The organism is Hydrogenophaga sp. (assembly GCF_018780075.1).
Classification (GTDB): domain Bacteria; phylum Pseudomonadota; class Gammaproteobacteria; order Burkholderiales; family Burkholderiaceae_C; genus Hydrogenophaga.
This window is the reverse complement of record NZ_JADMKB010000123.1, coordinates 21,303-38,601: the sequence shown is the minus strand read 5'-3', so window position 1 is coordinate 38,601 and position 17,299 is coordinate 21,303. Positions and strand designations below refer to the sequence as shown.

General features: G+C 66.8%; 14 protein-coding genes, 1 pseudogene and 1 riboswitch. Of the genes and pseudogenes, 6 read left to right on the top strand and 9 right to left on the bottom strand.

Annotated features, from left to right (window positions below):
• Nucleotides 1–60 precede the first annotated feature (60 nt).
• Both IV088_RS20110 and IV088_RS20105 read right to left on the bottom strand, forming a co-directional pair.
• The gene (locus IV088_RS20110) at nt 61–1,143 is read right to left on the bottom strand and encodes a TRAP transporter substrate-binding protein DctP (RefSeq protein WP_291105679.1); all 1,083 of its coding nucleotides are present in this window, start codon (nt 1,141–1,143) and stop codon (nt 61–63) included.
• A gap of 517 nt (nt 1,144–1,660) precedes the next feature.
• A pseudogene (locus IV088_RS20105) lies at nt 1,661–2,693 on the bottom strand (integron integrase).
• Nucleotides 2,694–3,210: 517 nt separating this feature from the next.
• Here IV088_RS20105 and IV088_RS20100 point away from each other — a divergent pair.
• The 3 genes from IV088_RS20100 to IV088_RS20090 all read left to right on the top strand — a co-directional run bounded on the left by IV088_RS20100 (nt 3,211) and on the right by IV088_RS20090 (nt 6,201).
• Complete coding sequence (locus IV088_RS20100) at nt 3,211–3,615, top strand: ankyrin repeat domain-containing protein (RefSeq protein ID WP_291105677.1); 405 nt, start codon at nt 3,211–3,213, stop codon at nt 3,613–3,615.
• Nucleotides 3,616–4,348: 733 nt separating this feature from the next.
• A complete protein-coding gene (locus tag IV088_RS20095; RefSeq protein WP_291105676.1) occupies nt 4,349–5,359 on the top strand; it encodes an IS110 family transposase in 1,011 nt (336 codons plus the stop codon).
• Between the two features lie 359 nt (nt 5,360–5,718).
• Nucleotides 5,719–6,201: a GreA/GreB family elongation factor gene (locus IV088_RS20090; RefSeq protein ID WP_291105674.1), complete on the top strand. Its 483-nt coding sequence runs from the start codon at nt 5,719–5,721 to the stop codon at nt 6,199–6,201.
• A gap of 82 nt (nt 6,202–6,283) precedes the next feature.
• Here IV088_RS20090 and thiD read toward each other — a convergent pair whose 3' ends face one another.
• The 7 genes from thiD to IV088_RS20055 form a co-directional block, all read right to left on the bottom strand.
• Nucleotides 6,284–7,846: a bifunctional hydroxymethylpyrimidine kinase/phosphomethylpyrimidine kinase gene (gene thiD, locus IV088_RS20085; protein ID WP_291105673.1), complete on the bottom strand. Its 1,563-nt coding sequence runs from the start codon at nt 7,844–7,846 to the stop codon at nt 6,284–6,286.
• Nucleotides 7,847–7,848: 2 nt separating this feature from the next.
• Nucleotides 7,849–8,652, bottom strand: a complete 804-nt coding sequence (locus IV088_RS20080; RefSeq protein WP_291105671.1) for a thiazole synthase — start codon at nt 8,650–8,652, stop codon at nt 7,849–7,851.
• A 4-nt stretch (nt 8,653–8,656) separates the two neighbouring features.
• Complete coding sequence (gene thiS / locus IV088_RS20075; protein ID WP_291105669.1) at nt 8,657–8,884, bottom strand: sulfur carrier protein ThiS; 228 nt, start codon at nt 8,882–8,884, stop codon at nt 8,657–8,659.
• On the bottom strand, nt 8,877–10,025 hold the full coding sequence (locus IV088_RS20070) for an FAD-dependent oxidoreductase (protein WP_291105668.1): 1,149 nt from the start codon (nt 10,023–10,025) through the stop codon (nt 8,877–8,879). Before IV088_RS20070 ends, thiS begins: the two co-directional genes overlap by 8 nt.
• Before the next feature lie 3 nt (nt 10,026–10,028).
• Nucleotides 10,029–11,939, bottom strand: a complete 1,911-nt coding sequence (thiC, locus tag IV088_RS20065) for a phosphomethylpyrimidine synthase ThiC (protein WP_291105667.1) — start codon at nt 11,937–11,939, stop codon at nt 10,029–10,031.
• Nucleotides 11,940–12,057: 118 nt separating this feature from the next.
• A riboswitch (TPP riboswitch) is annotated at nt 12,058–12,170 on the bottom strand.
• A 172-nt stretch (nt 12,171–12,342) separates the two neighbouring features.
• Nucleotides 12,343–12,690: an FKBP-type peptidyl-prolyl cis-trans isomerase gene (locus IV088_RS20060; protein ID WP_291105718.1), complete on the bottom strand. Its 348-nt coding sequence runs from the start codon at nt 12,688–12,690 to the stop codon at nt 12,343–12,345.
• Between the two features lie 199 nt (nt 12,691–12,889).
• Nucleotides 12,890–15,544: a cation-translocating P-type ATPase gene (locus IV088_RS20055; protein ID WP_291105665.1), complete on the bottom strand. Its 2,655-nt coding sequence runs from the start codon at nt 15,542–15,544 to the stop codon at nt 12,890–12,892.
• Nucleotides 15,545–15,688: 144 nt separating this feature from the next.
• On the opposite strand from IV088_RS20055, the gene IV088_RS20050 reads away from it, so the two are divergent.
• The 3 genes from IV088_RS20050 to IV088_RS20040 all read left to right on the top strand — a co-directional run bounded on the left by IV088_RS20050 (nt 15,689) and on the right by IV088_RS20040 (nt 17,262).
• Complete coding sequence (locus IV088_RS20050; RefSeq protein WP_291105663.1) at nt 15,689–16,096, top strand: DUF302 domain-containing protein; 408 nt, start codon at nt 15,689–15,691, stop codon at nt 16,094–16,096.
• A 160-nt stretch (nt 16,097–16,256) separates the two neighbouring features.
• Nucleotides 16,257–16,745, top strand: coding sequence for a hypothetical protein (locus IV088_RS20045; RefSeq protein ID WP_291105662.1), 489 nt, complete (start codon nt 16,257–16,259; stop codon nt 16,743–16,745).
• Between the two features lie 28 nt (nt 16,746–16,773).
• Nucleotides 16,774–17,262 carry a hypothetical protein gene (locus IV088_RS20040; protein WP_291105661.1) on the top strand — a complete coding sequence of 163 codons (489 nt, stop codon included), beginning with the start codon at nt 16,774–16,776 and terminating at the stop codon, nt 17,260–17,262.
• Nucleotides 17,263–17,299 lie beyond the last annotated feature (37 nt).

The following is a 17,299-nucleotide window of genomic DNA, read 5'->3' as shown; positions in this document are numbered from 1 at the left end:
CGGTCGCCCACAAAAAAGCCGCTCATCGAGCGGCTTTTTTCATGGGGGTTTCGTCCGAGATCAGAGCTTGACGCCACCGATGTAGCCGTCGTAGCGCCACTCGGAGAACTTGCTCCACAGCACCTGGTCGCGCTGGAAGGCGCGCATGTCCTGGTGGATCTTCTTGAACTCGGGCGACTTGGCTTCGTGGGCGGCGAACACCTCCATGGAGGCCTTGTAGCCCGCGTCCATGAGCTCCTTGCTGTAGGGCCTGAGCTTGGTGCCGCTGGCCACCAGGCGCTTGAGCGCCGCCGGGTTCTGGGCGTCGTACTTGGCGGTCATGTCGCGCGCGGCCACGGCGCCCGCGGCGCGCACGATGGCCTTGTTCTCGGCCGACAGCGCCTCGAACGCCTTCTTGTTGATGAAGAACTCCAGCTCGGCGCCGCCTTCCCACCAGCCGGGGTAGTAGTAGAACGGGGCCACTTTCTGGAAGCCCAGGCGCTCGTCGTCGAAGGGGCCGACGAACTCGGTGGCGTCCAGCGTGCCTTTTTCCAGCGCCTGGTACACCTCGCCGGCCGGCATGTTCTGGGCCACCACGCCCAGCTTGGCCATGGCCTCGCCGAACAGGCCGCCGCCCATGCGCATCTTCAGGCCCTTGAGGTCGGCGACGGTCTTGATCTCCTTGCGGTACCAGCCGCCCATCTGCGTGCCGGTGTTGCCGGCGCTCATGGAGGCGATGTTGAACTGGGCGTAGAACGCGTCCATGTGCTTGCGGCCGTTGCCGTGCTCCATCCAGGCGTCCATGTGGCGCGCGGTCAGGCCGAAGGGCACGGCGCAGCCAAAGGCAAAGATCGGGTCCTTGCCCGTGAAGTAGTAGGACGCGGTCTGCGCCATCTCCAGCGTGTTCTGCTGCAGGGCGTCCACCACGCCGAAGGCCGGCACCAGGTCGCCGGCCGCGTGCACCGAGACCTCAAACTTGCCACCCGAGAGCGCCTTGACCGTCTCCGAGAACTTCTCGGCCGAACCGTAGATGGTGGGCAGCGACTTGGGGAAGCTCGACGCCATGCGCCAGCGCACGGCGGCCTGGGCATGCACGGCCGGGGCGATGCCGGCGGACAACACGCCAGCGATGCCAGCGTGCTTGATGAGGGAACGACGATCCATGAGGGTTCTCCGAGGGATGAAAAATGCCGGTGCCCCGGTGCGGCAGGCGCACCGGTCGCCCGGCGGTGACGAAACCCGGAACCTTACCAGACCCAAGGGTTAACCCTGGGTTTTACGGGTTGTCAGCCAGGCAGCGCGGCGTGGGGCCGGTCGGCGTCATGGGCCCCCTCGCGCGAGACGGCTTCGATCGGTTGAATCAGTGCTGAATGGCCGCGTCAATGAGCCGGGGACCTTCGCGGCCTGCGGCCGGGTGTCGGCAAGAGGCTCATGCTCGCCTGAGCGGAGTCGGTGATCGGTCAACGCTGAACGGAGTCACTCGCTGCCGTCGGTCTGAACGGCGGCGATCGCCGTCAGCGGTCATTCAACGAACGAGCACTCGTGCGGCTGCTTCACCCCCAAGACCGGGTACGCGCTGGTGGGAGGCAACAAGTTTCCGATGAAGGTCCGGTTTCGCCCAGCGCGAACTGGCACTTCCGACCCTGAGCGGACAACCGCGCACGATCCACAAAGCGGCCAATCAGCTCCCCAGCGCAAGCGCATCCAGCGGACTCGCAGTTCCGCCCGCCGCCACCTTGAGCACATGGGTGTAGATCATCGTCGTTGAAACGTCAGAGTGTCCCAGCAGCTCCTGCACCGTGCGGATGTCGGTGCCTGCCTGCAGCAGGTGCGTGGCGAACGAGTGGAGCAAGGTGTGAACCGTCACGTGCTTGGCAATGCCTGCCGATGCACAGGCCTGTTTGAGCTGACGCGCCAGCCGTTCTTCAAACAGATGGTGGCGTCGCTCCACCCCGGTGCGCGGGTCCACGGAGAACTTTGGGGCCGGGAACACCCAATGCCAGGCCCAGCTTTGCCCGGCGCGCGGGTACTTCGCATCCAACGCATGAGGCATGAAAACCCCGGAATGACCTGCAGCTCGGTCAGCCGCCCACAGCGCCCGCGAACTCGCCAGCTGTTCACGAAGCGCGGGAGCCAGGGAACGCGGCAACATCACCACACGGTCTTTGTCACCCTTGCCGCTGCGAACAATGACCACATGGCGGTCAAAGTCCACGTCCTTAACCCGCAACGAAAGACCTTCGGACAAGCGCATGCCCGTGCCGTACAGCAAGCGGGCCAGAACGCCCTCCACCCCCGGCAGCAGGGCCAACACCTGTTGAATCTCAGCCGTGGTCAGCACCACCGGAATGCGTTTGCGCTCAGGCGGGCGCCCGATCTGATTCATCCAAGGCAGATCAATACACAAAACATCGCGGTACAAAAAACATCAACCCATTGAGCGCCTGGCGATGCGTGGCGGGCGAGACCTGCCGCTCATTGGCCAGCATGCTCAAAAAGGCTTCAACATCCACTCCACCCATGTCGCGCGGATGCCGCATGCCACCCTGTTGGGCAGACCACAACACAAAAAACCGAACCCAATACAGGTAAGCCTTTTCGGTCTTAAGGCTATAGTGCAAATACCGAATGCGCTCCCGAACCTGGTCCAGCAATCGCTTGGACACCAGCGGAGGTGCAGTGGCGACTTTGTCGGTTCTGTTATACCTGTTCATATAACCAGTATATGAAGGCAAGTACATGAAGTCAAAAGCTTTTTCCGGTTTCACGGTCTCACGTTATCCGACTGTCGCCGGGCATATCCGGTGAAAAGTCGTCTACATCAAAGTTGGGCATCGTGCTCGAACAATCGGCTTTCCGCGTAAGGGATCAATTCATGTCGCGTCCATTCCTAGGTCGATCAGCCATCGTGGACATCATCAAAAGCCGCGAGCGGACAAACGCAATCCAGAAGCGCGAGGGTCTGTCAGATCATCCCGTTCGATTCACAGTGTGCGGCTGCCCCGATCCGAATTGCGGAGGTTGGCACACGATCGAAACCGACCGGAGGGCGCCGACGCCAGATGAATGCGATCAACTTATCAGCGCCGACAACCAAAACAGGAAGCGCAAACGGCACAAGGTTTCTAAGGCTGGCCCCGCATGACACTCCGGTTCCGGTCAGCAATGCCCAACCCTACGCTGCAGCGGACGGCTTCGCCGCCCGTTGAGCTTTCACGTTAGGCGTCTCAAATGCCACTTCCCCCTCTCACAGCCAAAGAAGGCTCCGCCGAAACTCCACTTCATGCAGCAGCGTGGGGTGGTGATGTTGAGTACGCGAGGTCACTCGTAGAAGAAGGAGCCAATGTGAATAGTCGAGATTCGGTAGGCGAAACGCCGATCTATGGGGCAGCAGCCTGGGGGCAGGCTCAGATGGTTCGCTATCTCATAGAGGCTGGCGCTCAGATCAATACGCCGGGTATGGAAGTCACATCCCCGCTCCATTGGGCAGCCGGTTGGGGCAACCTTGAAACGGTCGTTGCTTTGGTCCAAGCTGGCGCAAGCAAACAGGCACTGAACGAAATCGGTCTTACTGCTGAGCAAGTCGCCAAGAAGCACAACAAGCATGAAATTGCAGCCTACCTCCGAGACGCCTAACCCTTCAATCAACTGGACATGCCCCGGCAAGCCGGATCATGCCGGTTATCTCAAACGTTAGCCGTCAGTCAACGCGCCTTAGCTATGCCACGAATCGGAATCGGTTGCGAGTGCGGAGGCCCTGAAGCCGCAATCGTCGGCGAGTTGAAGGTCCCGCTCTATCAGGCACTCAATAGGCACCTTACGTCGGCGCACTGCGATGCAATCGATGAATATGCAATCGTTCTGCGCGTCGATGGCTCAATCCAAAAGTACGGCAACGAGGGGCTGGCTAGGCTCCGGTTCGCAAAGGCGAGTCGCTGCGTATCGGTAGATGTGCAAGTGCCTGAGTCCGCGTGGCAGGGCTTGATGCCTGCTGAACTCAAGGCGTATCTGGCTCGTCAAGTCAAACTAGCTTTGACAGCCTGCGTAGCGCGACTTCAGAAGGATAAACATGCCGTTGCGGATCGCCTGCTCTTCGAGGAAGTCGACGCAGCCGTCGCTGAGTATCTTGGTCCCGCACAATGACGGCTCGTATCTTCCCCCAGCCAGCTCAACAACCAGCAAGAATGCAGATGTTGAACAGGCCGGTCGGGATGACACCGGTGAGGCCTAGGGCCAGGACTTGATTGATGGAGCCCCAAGCCCGTGGGTTAGATAGGTGCTCCCGACCGTTTTTCGCTTCAACAAGACCGAACGGTAACTTGGGCTGCTCCCTGGTGGACAAGCCCGCATACGAGGAAGGTCCGATGCGATGAACGGGAACACCGGCTGGTGGGTGGGCATTGACGTGGCCAAGAGCAAGCTTGATGTGGCTGCGTTCGATGAACGAGGCAAGATCAAGTCCCACGTTTTCGACAACAGCGCCAAAGGGTTTGAAGCGCTGATTGCCTGGCTCAGGCAGCGAGGTTGCGACCTGGCCTCGACCAGGGTGTGCATGGAGGCCACGGGCCCATACAGCGAAGCGGTATCCACGACCTTGAGTGATGAGGGGTGGTACGTGAGCGTCGTCAATCCCTCGCGGATCAAGGGCTTCGCGCAGAGCGAAATGGCGCGCAACAAGACCGACAAAGCCGATGCGGCCTTGCTTGCCCGGTTTGCACAGGCCATGAAGCCAGAAGCCTGGACGCCCCCTGCACCGGAGGTGCGCCAGCTCAGGGCGCTGGTGGATCGGCTGCAGGCGCTCAAGGAGATGCAGCAGCAGGAGGCCAACCGGCTGGAGTCTGCGCTGAACCAGCCGGCCATGCAGGCGTCCATTCACAGCCACATGCAATGGCTGCGGGACAACATCAAAGAGTTGGAGCGCCAGATTGACGATCACATTGATCGGCATCCTGGGTTGCGCGCAGACGTGGAGCTGATCACCAGCATCCCCGGTCTGGGCAACACGACAGCGGCCAAAGTGTTGGCTTACCTTGGGGATGTGCGCAGGTTCAAGAACGCCAAGGCCCTGGCAGCCTTCATCGGGGTGACGCCCAGGTTGAAGGAGTCAGGTTCCTCGGTGCGCGGGCGCAGCATGATCAGCCGAAATGGTCACGCCTACATTCGCCATTCGTTGTACATGCCGGCGATGGTGGCGCTGAAATACAACCCACTGATCAAGGCCTTTGGACTGCGGTTGAAAGGGGAAGGGTTGGCGCCCAAGGCTGTGATCAGCGCTTCGATGCACAAGTTGGTTCGATTCATCTACGGAGTTCTGAAGACCCGTGTCATGTTCAACGCTCAATTTCTTGGAAACTCGCTTGACTTTCAAGACGGTATCTAACCCTTCGTTGCACCCGACCTGCTACAGCGGGCTTCGCCCGCTTCCGCTGGTGGGTGAGCTCAAACGTTGAACAACTGTTTGTTGCTTCTGGCATAGACCGCTCCTGGCCGGGCGCGTGAGCACGCGGCATTGCCGGGAACATGACCTGCGCTGCCAGAGCGCTCGCCAACCAAAGCCAGGCGTCGGCACTTTCCACGAACTGCCACTGCTGGCCAGCTCCTGCCGTTCGATGCGCCGAAATGGGCGACAGGACAGTGCCCATAGCTGAAGCTGACCTGCGGCCAACAGGAGCGTCGAAGGCTGGTGGAGCCCTTCACAATCAAGACCTGACCGCTTGTTCGAGGTGCCTACCTTTCATCATGGATAAATTCTTGCTGCAGCAGCAGGTGCTGGAACGGCTCGCCGAAGACCTGCTGCAAGCCGAACAGGCCGCGCAGGCGGCCCATGAAACGGCGACTCACGAAGAGAACATCGCCGAAAACAAATACGACACGTTGGGGCTCGAAGCCGCCTACCTGGCCACCGGCCAGGCTCGTCGCGCCGAAGCCATCCGCCAGGCGATGGCCCATTGGCGCCAATTCCGCCCGCGCCCCTACGACGCCAGCAAAGGTATACAGCTCGGCGCGCTGGTCTGCCTGGTCGATTCCGACGACAAGCAGCAACAGCTCTTTCTCGGCCCGGATGGGGGCAGCATGAAGTTGGTCAGCGGCGCTCAGCTCGTTCAGGTCATCAGCAGCGAAGCCCCTTTGGGCAGGGCCATGCTGGGTAAATGCGAGGGGGATGAGGTGTCGATACAGGTCGCTCCCATCCGACAGCAGTTTGAGGTGCTGCGGGTTCATTGAGCCGCAACCCAGTCAGCGGTCCAGGTGATGGTGCCCCCGCTGGGTCGCCCTGCAAGGGCCTGCTGGCGTTGTTCACACCTTTTCAGGTGGGCAACATCGGGTGCGGCAGCGGGGGAACGGCCCCGGAGGGGCGGTTTGCAGTGCCCAGGTGCCAGGCGTCGAGCCAGGCGGGCAGTGTGTTCGACGGTTCAGCACCCAGCCCGCGCACCACGCAGCCCCCGGCGGCTCCCGCCTCGGCCACGGCCTGCAGCTGGGCCGGTTCAAGGATGCCGCCAATGCCCACCACCGGCGCGGGCGCCATGTGGGCCCACCAGGCCAGGTTGTCCAGGCCTTGCGGCCGCCAGGGCATGTCTTTGGTGGTGGTGGCCCACACGGGGCCGCAGGCGATCAGGTCGGGTGCCATGCCCGCCGCGCGGCACAGCTCCCACAGGCTGTGCGAACTCAGGCCGAGCGTCACGCCCCGCTGCCGGGCGGCCTGAAGCTGCCCGTGGTCTTCGGGTGTGAGGGCCAGCAGGTCTTCCTGGCCCAGGTGCAGTGCGCGCGCGCCGGCCTGCAGCGCGAGCCGCCAGTGGTCGTTGACCACCAGCGTGGCGCCGGCGGCATCGGCCACGCGCTGGCTGCGCTGGATGGCCTGTGTGAGTTGCGCGGCCCAGGTCGTGTCGTCCAGGCCCGCCGGGCGCTTCATGCGCAGCTGGATGGTGGGCGCGGTGGGCCTCGCGCTCAGGACGGCCTCCACGCGCTCGGCGCTGTCCACGATGGCGTAGACGCCGGGAGCCGGGCCCCGGTGCGGCGCCGGCCAGGCGACGGGGGCCTGTTCGCCCAGGCTCAGGTGGGGCAGCAGCGACGGATCGGTGCCAAAGCCTGGCATCGCCACCACCGGCCCCGCGCCCTGGCCCACGGCGCGGGCTTGGCGCAGCGCGTGGGTGGTGGCCATCTTGGCGAGCACAGCTGCGTCGGCCGCCACGAAGCCCCGCGCCAGCGCGGCGGCCAGCGACGTGGCGAAGGTGCAGCCGGTGCCGTGGTTGTTCGTGCTGTCCACGCGCGGCAGGCTCAGCCAGCCGTGCGCATGCGGGGTTTGCAGCCAGTCGAGCGAGAGCTGGGGCGTGGCCGTGTCGCCGCCGGTGATCACCACGGCCTGCGCGCCGAGCTGCTGCAAGGTGGCGGCGAGCGCGGGCACGGTGTTGCTCCCCCGGCCGCCGAGCAGGACCACCGCCTCGTTCTGGTTCGGCGTGACCACGTTCGCGCGCGGCAGCAGCTCGTCGCGGTAGACCTGCAGCAGCTCGGCGTCGGCGAACCCCGCGCCCGTGCTGGCGCGCAGCACCGGGTCGATCACCAGCTTGAGCGGCGCGCGCCGCCGCAGCCGATCGACCCAGGTGGCCACCAGCCGCGCGTGGGCCGCGCTGCCCAGCAGCCCGGTCTTGATCACGCTGGGCGGCATGTCGTCCGCCAGCGCCGCGAGTTGTGCGTCCAGCAGATCGGGCGGGATCGGTTGAACCTGCGTGACGGCCACGGTGCTCTGCGCGGTGACCGCCGCCACCACCGGGCACAGGTGCACGCCGAAGGCATCGGCCGCGCGCTGGTCGGCCGACAGGCCGGCGCCGCCACCGCTGTCGGTGCCGGCGATGCTCCAGATGATGGGTGTCATGGTCAATTGATCAGAAAAGGGTGCCCGCTGACGGGCGTGCTCGCCACCGCCATGTCCTGCGGCGCCATCACGCCGGCCTCGTACGCCGCGCGACCGGCCTCAATGGCCAGACCAAAGGCGCGCGCCATGCGCACCGGGTCCACCGCCTGGCTCACGGCCGAGTTGAGCAGCACCGCGTCAAAGCCCAGCTCCATGGCCGCCGCCGCGTGGGAGGGTGCACCGATGCCGGCGTCCACCACCAGCGGCACGCCGGGCAACCGTGCGCGCAGCGTGCGCAGCGCGAACGGGTTGATGAGCCCCTGGCCGGAACCGATGGGCGCGCCCCAGGGCATCAGCAGCTCGCAGCCTGCGTCCAGCAGGCGCTGGCAGGTCACGAGGTCGTCGGTGCAGTAGGGGAACACCGCGAACCCGTCTTTAGTGAGTTGGGCGGCGGCTTCCACCGTGCCCCAGGGGTCGGGCTGCAGGGTGTGTTCGTCGCCCACCACCTCGAGCTTGATCCAGTGCGTGCCATACAGCTCGCGCGCCATGTGCGCCAGCGTGATGGCCTCGCGCGCGGAGCGGCAGCCGGCCGTGTTGGGCAGCAGGTGGGCACCATGCTCCTGCATGGCGGTGCGGATGATCTCCACAAAGCCGTTGTCGCCACCCGCGGCCAGCGTGCGCTTGAGGCCCACGGTGACGATCTGCGTGCCGCTGGCGGCGATGCTCTCCGCCAGCACCTGCGGCGAGGGGTAGCCCGCCGTGCCGAGCAGGAAGCGGCTGCTGAGTTCGACGCCGTACGGCGCCCAGGTCTGCGTTGCATTGCTCATCTGTTCAGCCTCCGACGATGGCTTGGAAGGTCAGCACGGTGTCGCCGGCCGACAACCGCGTTTGCACGCGCAACGCGCGAGGCACGAACTCGCCATTGACTGCGGTGGCCACCTTGCCGATGTCCACTCCCTGCATATCCAGCAGCGCGGCCAGCGTCAGGCCATCCGTGCAGGGCAGGGTGAGTTCGTTGAAACGCAATGTCGTGTCGGGCGGGGACAGGGTGTCAGGCATGGGTCACCTCGTTCTCCATACAGGCCAGAGCCGCCAAAGCGTCCTGCACCAGCGCCGGCGCGAGCAGCCAGCCGTGGCGGAACAGGCCGTTGATGCGCAGCAGGCCGGGCTCGTTGTGGGTGTGGGGCTCGTTGTCGGGCAGGGCGGGGCGCAGGTTGGTCTCCAGGTGCACGATGCGCGCCTCGGCCAGCTCGGGGATCACGCTCTGCGCCGCGGCCATCAGCTCCACCGCGCTGCGCAGGCTCACCGGCGAGCGGTCTTCGCTCTCGATCTCGCTGGCGCCGATGACGATGTGGTCACAGGGCCGGGGCACGATGTAGACGCGGTGGCGCGGGTGCAGCAGGCGCACCGGGCGGTGCAGCGTCACGCCCGGGGCCTGCAGCCACACCACCTCGCCGCGCACGCCGCGCACCGGCGCATCGGGCCGGGCGCCCACACCGCGCACGTCGATGGCCAGGTCGAAGCGCGGCGACGAACCGTCGTCCAGCCGCAGCTGGCCCGGGGTCACCTCGTGCACGCGGGTGTTCCAGCGCCAGCGCACGCGGGGCGACGCCGCGCACAGCGCCGGCAGCATCTGCAGCGGCAGGACCTGCCCCTCGCCCGGCAGCAGCCAGGCGTGCAGGCGCGGGTCGATGCTGGGTTCCAGTGCGCTCAGGGCCGCGCGGTCCAGGGCTTGCGGCGTGGGCAGCCCGGCGGCCAGGTTCGGCGCGGTTTCCAGGCGCGCGAGCACGCGGCGCGCGGCGCCCAGGTCGCTGCCGTGGGCCAGCAACAGGCTGCCGAGCGCACGGAAGTGGATGTCGGCCGGCGCCGCTGCGCCCGGCGCGGGCGCGCAGGCGGTGCAGGTGCCGCAGGCCTCGGGCAAGGCGCTGGCCGCCGCCGGCGTTTGGCTCAGCGCCTGGGCGATCTCGCGCCACAGCGCGATGGAGCGCCAGCCCAGCTCGGCCACCCGCGGGCCGCTGGTCTCCAGCTCGGCGAGCGGGCTGAGCATGCCCGCGGCCGTGAACGCCGCGGCGCCCCGGCCGTCGCTGGTGGCCTGCGGCCCATCGGCCGGGTCGAACACGGTGACCTCGTGCGTGGCGCCCAGCCGCCAGGCCAGCAAGCGGCCGAGCAGGCCGGCCCCTGCGATCCCGATGGACGCCATGGCTCAGCCCTTGGTGGTGATCGAGGACACGGGCACGTAGAACTCGCCGCCCACGGCCTTGAACTCCGCGCTCTTCTGCGCCATGCCCTCGCTCAGCGCCTGCTCGTCGCTCACGCCCTTGGCGGCGGCGTAGTCGCGCACGTCCTGCGTGATCTTCATGCTGCAGAACTTCGGCCCGCACATGGAGCAGAAGTGCGCCTCTTTCGACGAGTCCTTGGGCAGGGTTTCATCGTGGTAGTCCTCGGCGGTCTGCGGGTCCAGGCCGAGCGCGAACTGGTCGCGCCAGCGGAATTCAAAACGCGCCTTGCTCATGGCGTCGTCGCGGGCGCGGGCACCGGGGTGGCCCTTGGCGATGTCGGCGGCGTGGGCCGCGATCTTGTAGGCAATGATCCCCTGCTTCACGTCGTCGCGGTCGGGCAGGCCCAGGTGTTCCTTGGGCGTCACGTAGCAGAGCATGGAGGTGCCCATCCAGCCGATCATGGCCGCGCCCACGGCCGAGGCGATGTGGTCATAGCCCGGTGCGATGTCGATCGTCAGTGGGCCGAGTGTGTAGAACGGCGCTTCGTGGCAGTGCTTCAGCTGCTCGTCCATGTTGGCCTGGATCAGGTGCATGGGCACGTGGCCGGGGCCTTCGATCATGGTCTGCACGTCGTGCTTCCAGGCCACCTGGGTCAGTTCGCCCAGCGTCTTCAATTCCGCGAACTGCGCTTCGTCGTTGGCGTCCGAGGCGCTGCCGGGGCGCAGGCCGTCGCCGAGCGAGAAGCTCACGTCGTAGGCCTTCATGATTTCGCAGATTTCCTCGAAGTGCGTGTAGAGGAAGTTTTCCTTGTGGTGCGTGATGCACCACTTGGCCAGGATGGAGCCGCCGCGCGAGACGATGCCGGTGCGGCGCTGCGCGGTGAGGTGGATGTAGGCTAGGCGCACGCCGGCGTGGATGGTGAAGTAGTCCACACCCTGTTCGGCCTGCTCGATCAGCGTGTCGCGGTAGATCGCCCAGGTCAGGTCTTCGGCCACGCCGCCCACCTTCTCCAGTGCTTGGTAGATCGGCACCGTGCCGATGGGCACCGGGCTGTTGCGCACGATCCAGTCGCGCGTGGTGTGGATGTTCTTGCCGGTGGACAGGTCCATCACGTTGTCGGCGCCCCAGCGGATCGCCCACACCAGCTTGTCCACTTCTTCCTCGATGCTGGAGGTGACGGCCGAGTTGCCGATGTTGGCGTTGATCTTGACCAGGAAGTTGCGCCCGATGGCCATGGGCTCGACCTCGGGGTGGTTGATGTTGGCCGGGATGATGGCGCGACCGCGCGCCACTTCGTCGCGCACGAACTCGGGCGTGAACACGTCGGGAATGCGCGCGCCCATGGGGTTGCCGCGCAGGCGCGCTTCACGCGCCGGGTCGCCCAGGTACTCGCGCATCCACTCGCGCTTGCCGTTCTCGCGCAGGGCCACGTACTCCATCTCGGGCGTGACGATGCCCTTGCGCGCGTAGTGCATCTGCGAGACGTTCATGCCGCTCTTGGCGCGGCGCGGTGTGCGCTGCAGGCCGGCGGCCTCGGCGCGCAGGGCCTCGATGCGTTCGATGGTGGTGCCGTTCTGTGCGGCCTCGTTCTTGATGCCGTCGTCCAGCGCGGCGCGCTGGCGGCCCTCGTAGCTTTCGGTGTCACCGCGCGCCGCGATCCAGGCGCCGCGCACGTCGGCCAGGCCGGTGCGCACGTCGATGGCGGCGGTCGGGTCGCTGTAGGGGCCGGAGGTGTCGTACACCGTGACCTGCTCACCGTTGGACAGCAGGATCTCGCGCATGGGCACGCGGATGCTCTGATTCGAGCCGGGCACGTAGATCTTGCGCGAAGCGGGGAAGGGCTCGCGGCTGAGGGCGAACTGGTCTGCGAAGGGAATCTTGTCGGGGGCGTTCATGGCGGCGGTCTCCTGTTGGGGCTGTGGATGCTCCGGAGACCGCCCGTCAAAACATGCACCCGGGCCCACGGGTGGCGTGGACGGACCCGTCGCACGAGGGACGGGTCGGGGATGCAAGCCCTGGGGGCTGCGCTCTTCTTTCGCTGGTACTAGCCAGATCAAGTTCACGGGTTCGGTGTTTCAACCATCTCAGCGCCAGACCTTGCGGTCTGTGCACCCCGGAGCAACATGCAGTATAGCGGACGTGCAGCGGCCATGTTCCTTGCCAACGTCGCCCCCCGGTGCATGGCGTCGACAAGCCGCTCACAGAACTTCAGCCAGGGCGCCCGGCGGACGCGGGCAAGCGGGGCATGAAGAAGCCGGATCAGCCCTCTTGGGGGCCGCAGCCCGGCTGGAGCGGGTGCTAGCGTTCGATGGCCAGCAACTCCACTTCGAAGGTCAGCGTGGCGTTGGGGGGAACCACGCCGCCCGCGCCTTGCTGGCCATAGGCGCTTGCCGGCGGGCAGGTCAGGGTGGCCTTGGCACCCACCGGGATGTGCTGGAAGCCTTCGGTCCAACAGGGGACCACGCGGTTCAGCGGGAAACTGGCGGGTGTGCCGCGCTTGTAGGAACTGTCAAATTCCTTGCCGTCGGCCAGCGTGCCACGGTAGTGCACCTTCACGGTGTCCGTGGCTTTGGGTGTGGCGCCCGTGCCTGGCGCGGTCAGCAACACCTTCACGCCGGAGGGCAAGGTCTTCGCCTCCAGGGCCAGTGCAGAACCGCAGGCCAGGGCCAGCGCGCCCAAAACAAATAGAGATTTCAAGGGAGTGCTCCGGGGTTGAACAGCGGCCGAGTGTAAGGCGGCGAGGGCCCCTGTTCGCGTGTCGCCTGGATGCCCTGGCGTGCGCCGTGTCGATCGGTGCTGGCTGCTGCCCGAGGGCCGCAAGACCTGCTGGCGTCGCACGGTCACGTCAATGCGCCACGGTCGGTTGGCGTGAGCCGGCGCAGGCCCTTCTGGCCCACTTGATGCCCTCGAACCAGAACACGCTGAACAGGCCCAGCCCGCCGGCGGCGGCCAGCTCGTGCGCCGGCAAGGGCGCGAAGCGCAGCACGTCCACCGCCCAGGGCACATACAGCGACGCCAGCAGCAGCGCCAGGGCCAGGCCCACCACCACCCAGAGCGTGGTGTTCGGCGTGCGCAGCGTGGCCCAGAGCGGCCTCGTGGCCGAGCGGTTGGAGAGGATCAGCGCCAGGTTGCCCACCACCAGCGTGGCGAAGGCAAAGGCGCGGGCTTCTGCCTCGGGCAGCCGGGGCGCCGCCCAGGCAAACGCGCCCATCACCGCCGCCAGCACGCCCAGGCCCTGCAGCAGCGCCAGCCACAGGGTGACGCCGCCAAACAGCGGCGCGCTGGCGTCGCGCGGCGGGCGCTGCATCACGTCGCTCTCGGCCGGTTCGTTCTCGAAAGCGATCGAACAGGCCGGGTCGATGATGAGTTCAAGCAGGGCGATGTGCATCGGGAACAACAGCGCCGGCCAGCCCAGCAGCACCGGCAGCAGCGCCATGCCGGCAATCGGCACGTGCACCGCGAGGATGTACGACATCGCCTTGCGCAGGTTGTCGAAGATGCGCCGCCCCAGCCGCACCGCGCGCACGATGGCCGCGAAGTCGTCGTCCACCAGCACCAGCGAGGCCGACTCGCGCGCCACGTCGGTGCCGCGTTGGCCCATGGCCACGCCCACGTGCGCGGCGCGCAGGGCCGGTGCGTCGTTCACGCCGTCGCCCGTCATGGCGACGATGTCGCCGCGCGCTTTCAGCGCCTGCACGATGCGCAGCTTCTGCTCGGGCGCGATGCGCGCGCACACGCTCACGTTGGCCATGCGCTCGCGCAAGGCTTCGTCGCTCAGCGTGGCCATCTCGTCGCCCGAGAGCACCTCGGCGGCCGACTCCGCCAGCCCCGCCTGCCGCGCGATCGCCTGTGCCGTGGCCGGGTAGTCGCCGGTGATCATCACCACGCGGATGCCGGCCGCGCGGCACTCGGCGATGGCCGCGGGCACCTGCGGGCGCACCGGGTCCGCCAGGCCCAGCAGGCCGACGAACGTGAAGTCGAAATCGTGCTCGTTGGCGGGCCAGTCCTGGCCTTCGAAGCGGCCCTGGGCCACGGCGAGCACGCGCAAGCCCTCGGCGGCGAGTTCGTCCAACACGCTGGCCACGTGCGCTTTCTGCGCGGCGTCGAGGTGGCACAGGTCCATCACCGCCTCGGGTGCGCCCTTGGCGGCCACCGTCTGCGTGGTGCCGTCCGACGCCGCCCACACATGCGACATCGCGCGCAGCGCCGGGCTGAGTGCGTAGGTCTGCACCAGCCGCCAGTCGCGGTGCAGGTGTTCGGTGTCGGTCAGGAAGCGTTCGCCGAGCTGGTGAAACGCCTTCTCCATCGGGTCGAACGGGTCCACCACGCTCGCCAGGATCGAAAACTCCACCAGCGTGTGGAAGGCTTCGGGCAGGAGTGACTCGCCCCCGGCCTCCAGCGCCAGCCGGTCGGGCAGCGCCACACCGCCCGCCGCCAGGTGCGTCACCGTCATGCGGTTGCCGGTCAGCGTGCCGGTTTTGTCGCTGCACAGCACGGTGGTCGCGCCCAGGGTTTCGATGGCGTTGATGCGGCGCGTGAGCACGCCTTCCTTCGACAGGCGGCGCGCGCCCAGCGCCGGAAACACGGTCATCACCACCGGGTACTCCTCCGGCAGCATCGCCATGGCCAGCGCGATGCCCGCCAGCAATGCCTGCAGCCAGTCGCCCCGCACCAGGCCGTGCACCAGCACCAGCGCCAGGCTGAGGGCCAGCGCGAGCAGGGCCAGGTGGCGCACCAGCTGCGCCGTCTGCTTCTGCAGGGGCGAACGTTCGTTGTCCAGCGTGCCCAGCGCCGTGCCGATGCGACCGATCTCGCTGCGAGCGCCGGTGGCCGTGACACGCGCCACCGCATGCCCCTGCACGATCAGCGTGCCCGCGTACACGCTGGGCAGGTCGTCGCCGCCGGGGCGGGCGCGCGCGGCGTCGCCGGCCTGCGGGTTCGCCGCCAGCTCCGGCGCCAGCGCTGCCCGCTTGCTGACCGGCACCGGCTCGCCGGTCAGCAGCGATTCGTCCGCCTGCACGCCGTCGGCCGACACCAGCAGGGCGTCGGCCGGCACGCGGTCGCCTTCGCTCAGTTGCAGCAGGTCCCCGCGCACCACGTCGCGCCCGGCGATGCGCTGCGGCGCGCCGTCGCGAATCACCAGCGCGCGCGGGCTGGTCAGGTCGCGCAGCGCTTCAATGGCGCGCTCGGTCTTGCCCTCCTGGTACAGCGTCAGCCCCAGCGTGATGACCACGAAGCCGAACAGCGTCAGGCCCTCCTGCAGGTCGCCGAACACCATGTAGAGCGTGCCGGCCGCGAGCAGCAGCAGGAACATCGGCTCGCGCACCGTGTCGCGCGCGATGGACAGCAGGCTGCGCTGCTGTCCGCCGGGCAGGGCGTTGGGACCGTCTTCGGCAAGGCGCTGCGCAGCGTCTTTCGCGGACAGGCCGGCCCCGGTGTCGGGGGCCGGTGTCGCGGGGGGCGGTTCCGGGGCGGCGGGCTGGGGTGGGGTCAAGGGCATGTTCAAGGTTGGCGCAGCCACTCATGCTTGCATTCTGACTCCGGCTTCGGCATGGTGCAGTGTCGGTTCGGTGTCGAACAGACGTGTCGCTTCACGGAAGCCATCTTTGAAGCCGAACCCCCACCCTCAAGGAAGGAACCTGCCATGTATGGATTCACCACCACGCTCAGCGGCGTCTCGTTTGACGATGCGCTCGCCCGGACCACGCAGGCGCTCAAGGCCGAAGGCTTTGGCGTGCTGAGCGACATCGACGTGCAAGCCGCGATGAAAGACAAGCTCGGCGAAGACATGCCGCCCTACCGCATCCTCGGCGCGTGCAACCCGCCGCTGGCGTTTCAGGCCTTGCAGGCGGTGCCCGACATCGGGTTGCTGCTGCCGTGCAATGTGATCGTGCGCGAGGTGGAGCCCGGTCAGGTCGTGGTGGGCTTCCTGGACCCGCAGGTCATGGTGACACTGGTCGGCGGCGCCGGCGTGAAAGCCGTGGCCGACGAGGCCGAACAGCGCCTTCGAAGGGTCTGCGCCAGCCTCAGCGGGAACGGCGCTCCAGCCTGAAGGCACCGCTCGCCCCGGGGCCTGACCCGCGCTGAAGCGCCCGGGGTGCATCCGCGCGGTCCCTCCCGATCCGTTCCTCCCCCGGCCTGAAGCGGCCGGGTCGCCTTCGGCGAGAATGTGCGGCCTTCTCGGAGGGAGAGGGAATCAACAGGGAGGAACGATGAAAAAACTGGTCTGGCTGGCCGCGCTGGTGGCGCTGTTTTACGGCCACAGCCGCTGGATGTTGTCGGAGAGCCGGGTGCTGCGGTGGATCGAGGCGCACGAACAGGCGGTCTTTGAACAGAAAGAGGGCGTCTGCAATCACTTCAGCTTCGACACCGAGGTCAGCGTGCGGGCCGTGCACGCCAAGGGCGAGTGGCAGCTGGACGGCGACAGGGCCTATGTGTGCGACTACATCAAGGCCGCGAACGCCACCGTGCGCCTGCTCAAGCCCGCGATCTCCACCGACACCCAGCTGGTGAGCGTGCAGCGCTCGGGCTTTCCCTGGATGTCGGCCGAGGTCAAGGTCAAACAAGCAACGCAGTTTGATCTGCCCGGTAGGCCCGCGCTGACCGAGACCGGCGAGACCACCTATGTCCTGCGCCGCACCATCAAGACCGTGCAGATCGCCAAGATGACGACCCGCAGCGAGGGGAATTTCCCCCGTTGAAACCACCACAAACACAGAGGAGGAACCCATGAGAAAGCTGTTCTGGATCGGCGTGCTCGCCGCCGCGTTTTACGGCCACAGCCGTTTCGTTTTTTCCGAGCCGGCCATGATGAACTGGTTGCAGAAGCAGGAAAACCTGGCCCTGAAAGGCGCAGACGGCATGTGCGATGCCTACGCCCAGGACATCAAGGTGAACCTGCGCATGCAGACTGCGCGCGGGGAGGCGACAGTCGAAGGCGGCAAGGACGACCTCTGCAATCACCTGAAAGACGCCAGTGCCGCCCTGCGGGTGACCCAGCCGAGCCTGAACATCAACAACGAGCTGCTGAGCCTGGAACCCTCGGGCTTTCCCTGGATGTCGGCCACCGTCAAGGTGCGCCAGACCTCCACCCTGCAGATGCGCGGTGCGCCCCTGATGACCGAGGTGAGCGACAGCACCTACGTGGTGAAGCGCACGCTCGAAGGCCGCCAGATCACCTCCATCGACGCCGACAGCACGGTGTCGCTGAGCCGCTGAGCGCGGGTCTGCTGAGCGATGGCCTCGCGTGCCGTGG

What these genes read in the sequence shown, in the direction of transcription:
- IV088_RS20045 (WP_291105662.1), top strand. Translation starts at nt 16,257, where the DNA reads ATGAAAAAACTGGTCTGGCTGGCCGCGCTGGTGGCGCTGTTTTACGGC.
- IV088_RS20095 (WP_291105676.1), top strand. Translation starts at nt 4,349, where the DNA reads ATGAACGGGAACACCGGCTGGTGGGTGGGCATTGACGTGGCCAAGAGC.
- IV088_RS20050 (WP_291105663.1), top strand. Translation starts at nt 15,689, where the DNA reads ATGTATGGATTCACCACCACGCTCAGCGGCGTCTCGTTTGACGATGCG.
- IV088_RS20080 (WP_291105671.1), bottom strand. Translation starts at nt 8,652, where the DNA reads ATGAGCAATGCAACGCAGACCTGGGCGCCGTACGGCGTCGAACTCAGC.
- thiD (WP_291105673.1), bottom strand. Translation starts at nt 7,846, where the DNA reads ATGACACCCATCATCTGGAGCATCGCCGGCACCGACAGCGGTGGCGGC.
- thiC (WP_291105667.1), bottom strand. Translation starts at nt 11,939, where the DNA reads ATGAACGCCCCCGACAAGATTCCCTTCGCAGACCAGTTCGCCCTCAGC.
- IV088_RS20070 (WP_291105668.1), bottom strand. Translation starts at nt 10,025, where the DNA reads ATGGCGTCCATCGGGATCGCAGGGGCCGGCCTGCTCGGCCGCTTGCTG.
- IV088_RS20040 (WP_291105661.1), top strand. Translation starts at nt 16,774, where the DNA reads ATGAGAAAGCTGTTCTGGATCGGCGTGCTCGCCGCCGCGTTTTACGGC.
- IV088_RS20055 (WP_291105665.1), bottom strand. Translation starts at nt 15,544, where the DNA reads ATGCCCTTGACCCCACCCCAGCCCGCCGCCCCGGAACCGCCCCCCGCG.
- IV088_RS20100 (WP_291105677.1), top strand. Translation starts at nt 3,211, where the DNA reads ATGCCACTTCCCCCTCTCACAGCCAAAGAAGGCTCCGCCGAAACTCCA.
- IV088_RS20090 (WP_291105674.1), top strand. Translation starts at nt 5,719, where the DNA reads ATGGATAAATTCTTGCTGCAGCAGCAGGTGCTGGAACGGCTCGCCGAA.
- IV088_RS20110 (WP_291105679.1), bottom strand. Translation starts at nt 1,143, where the DNA reads ATGGATCGTCGTTCCCTCATCAAGCACGCTGGCATCGCTGGCGTGTTG.
- thiS (WP_291105669.1), bottom strand. Translation starts at nt 8,884, where the DNA reads ATGCCTGACACCCTGTCCCCGCCCGACACGACATTGCGTTTCAACGAA.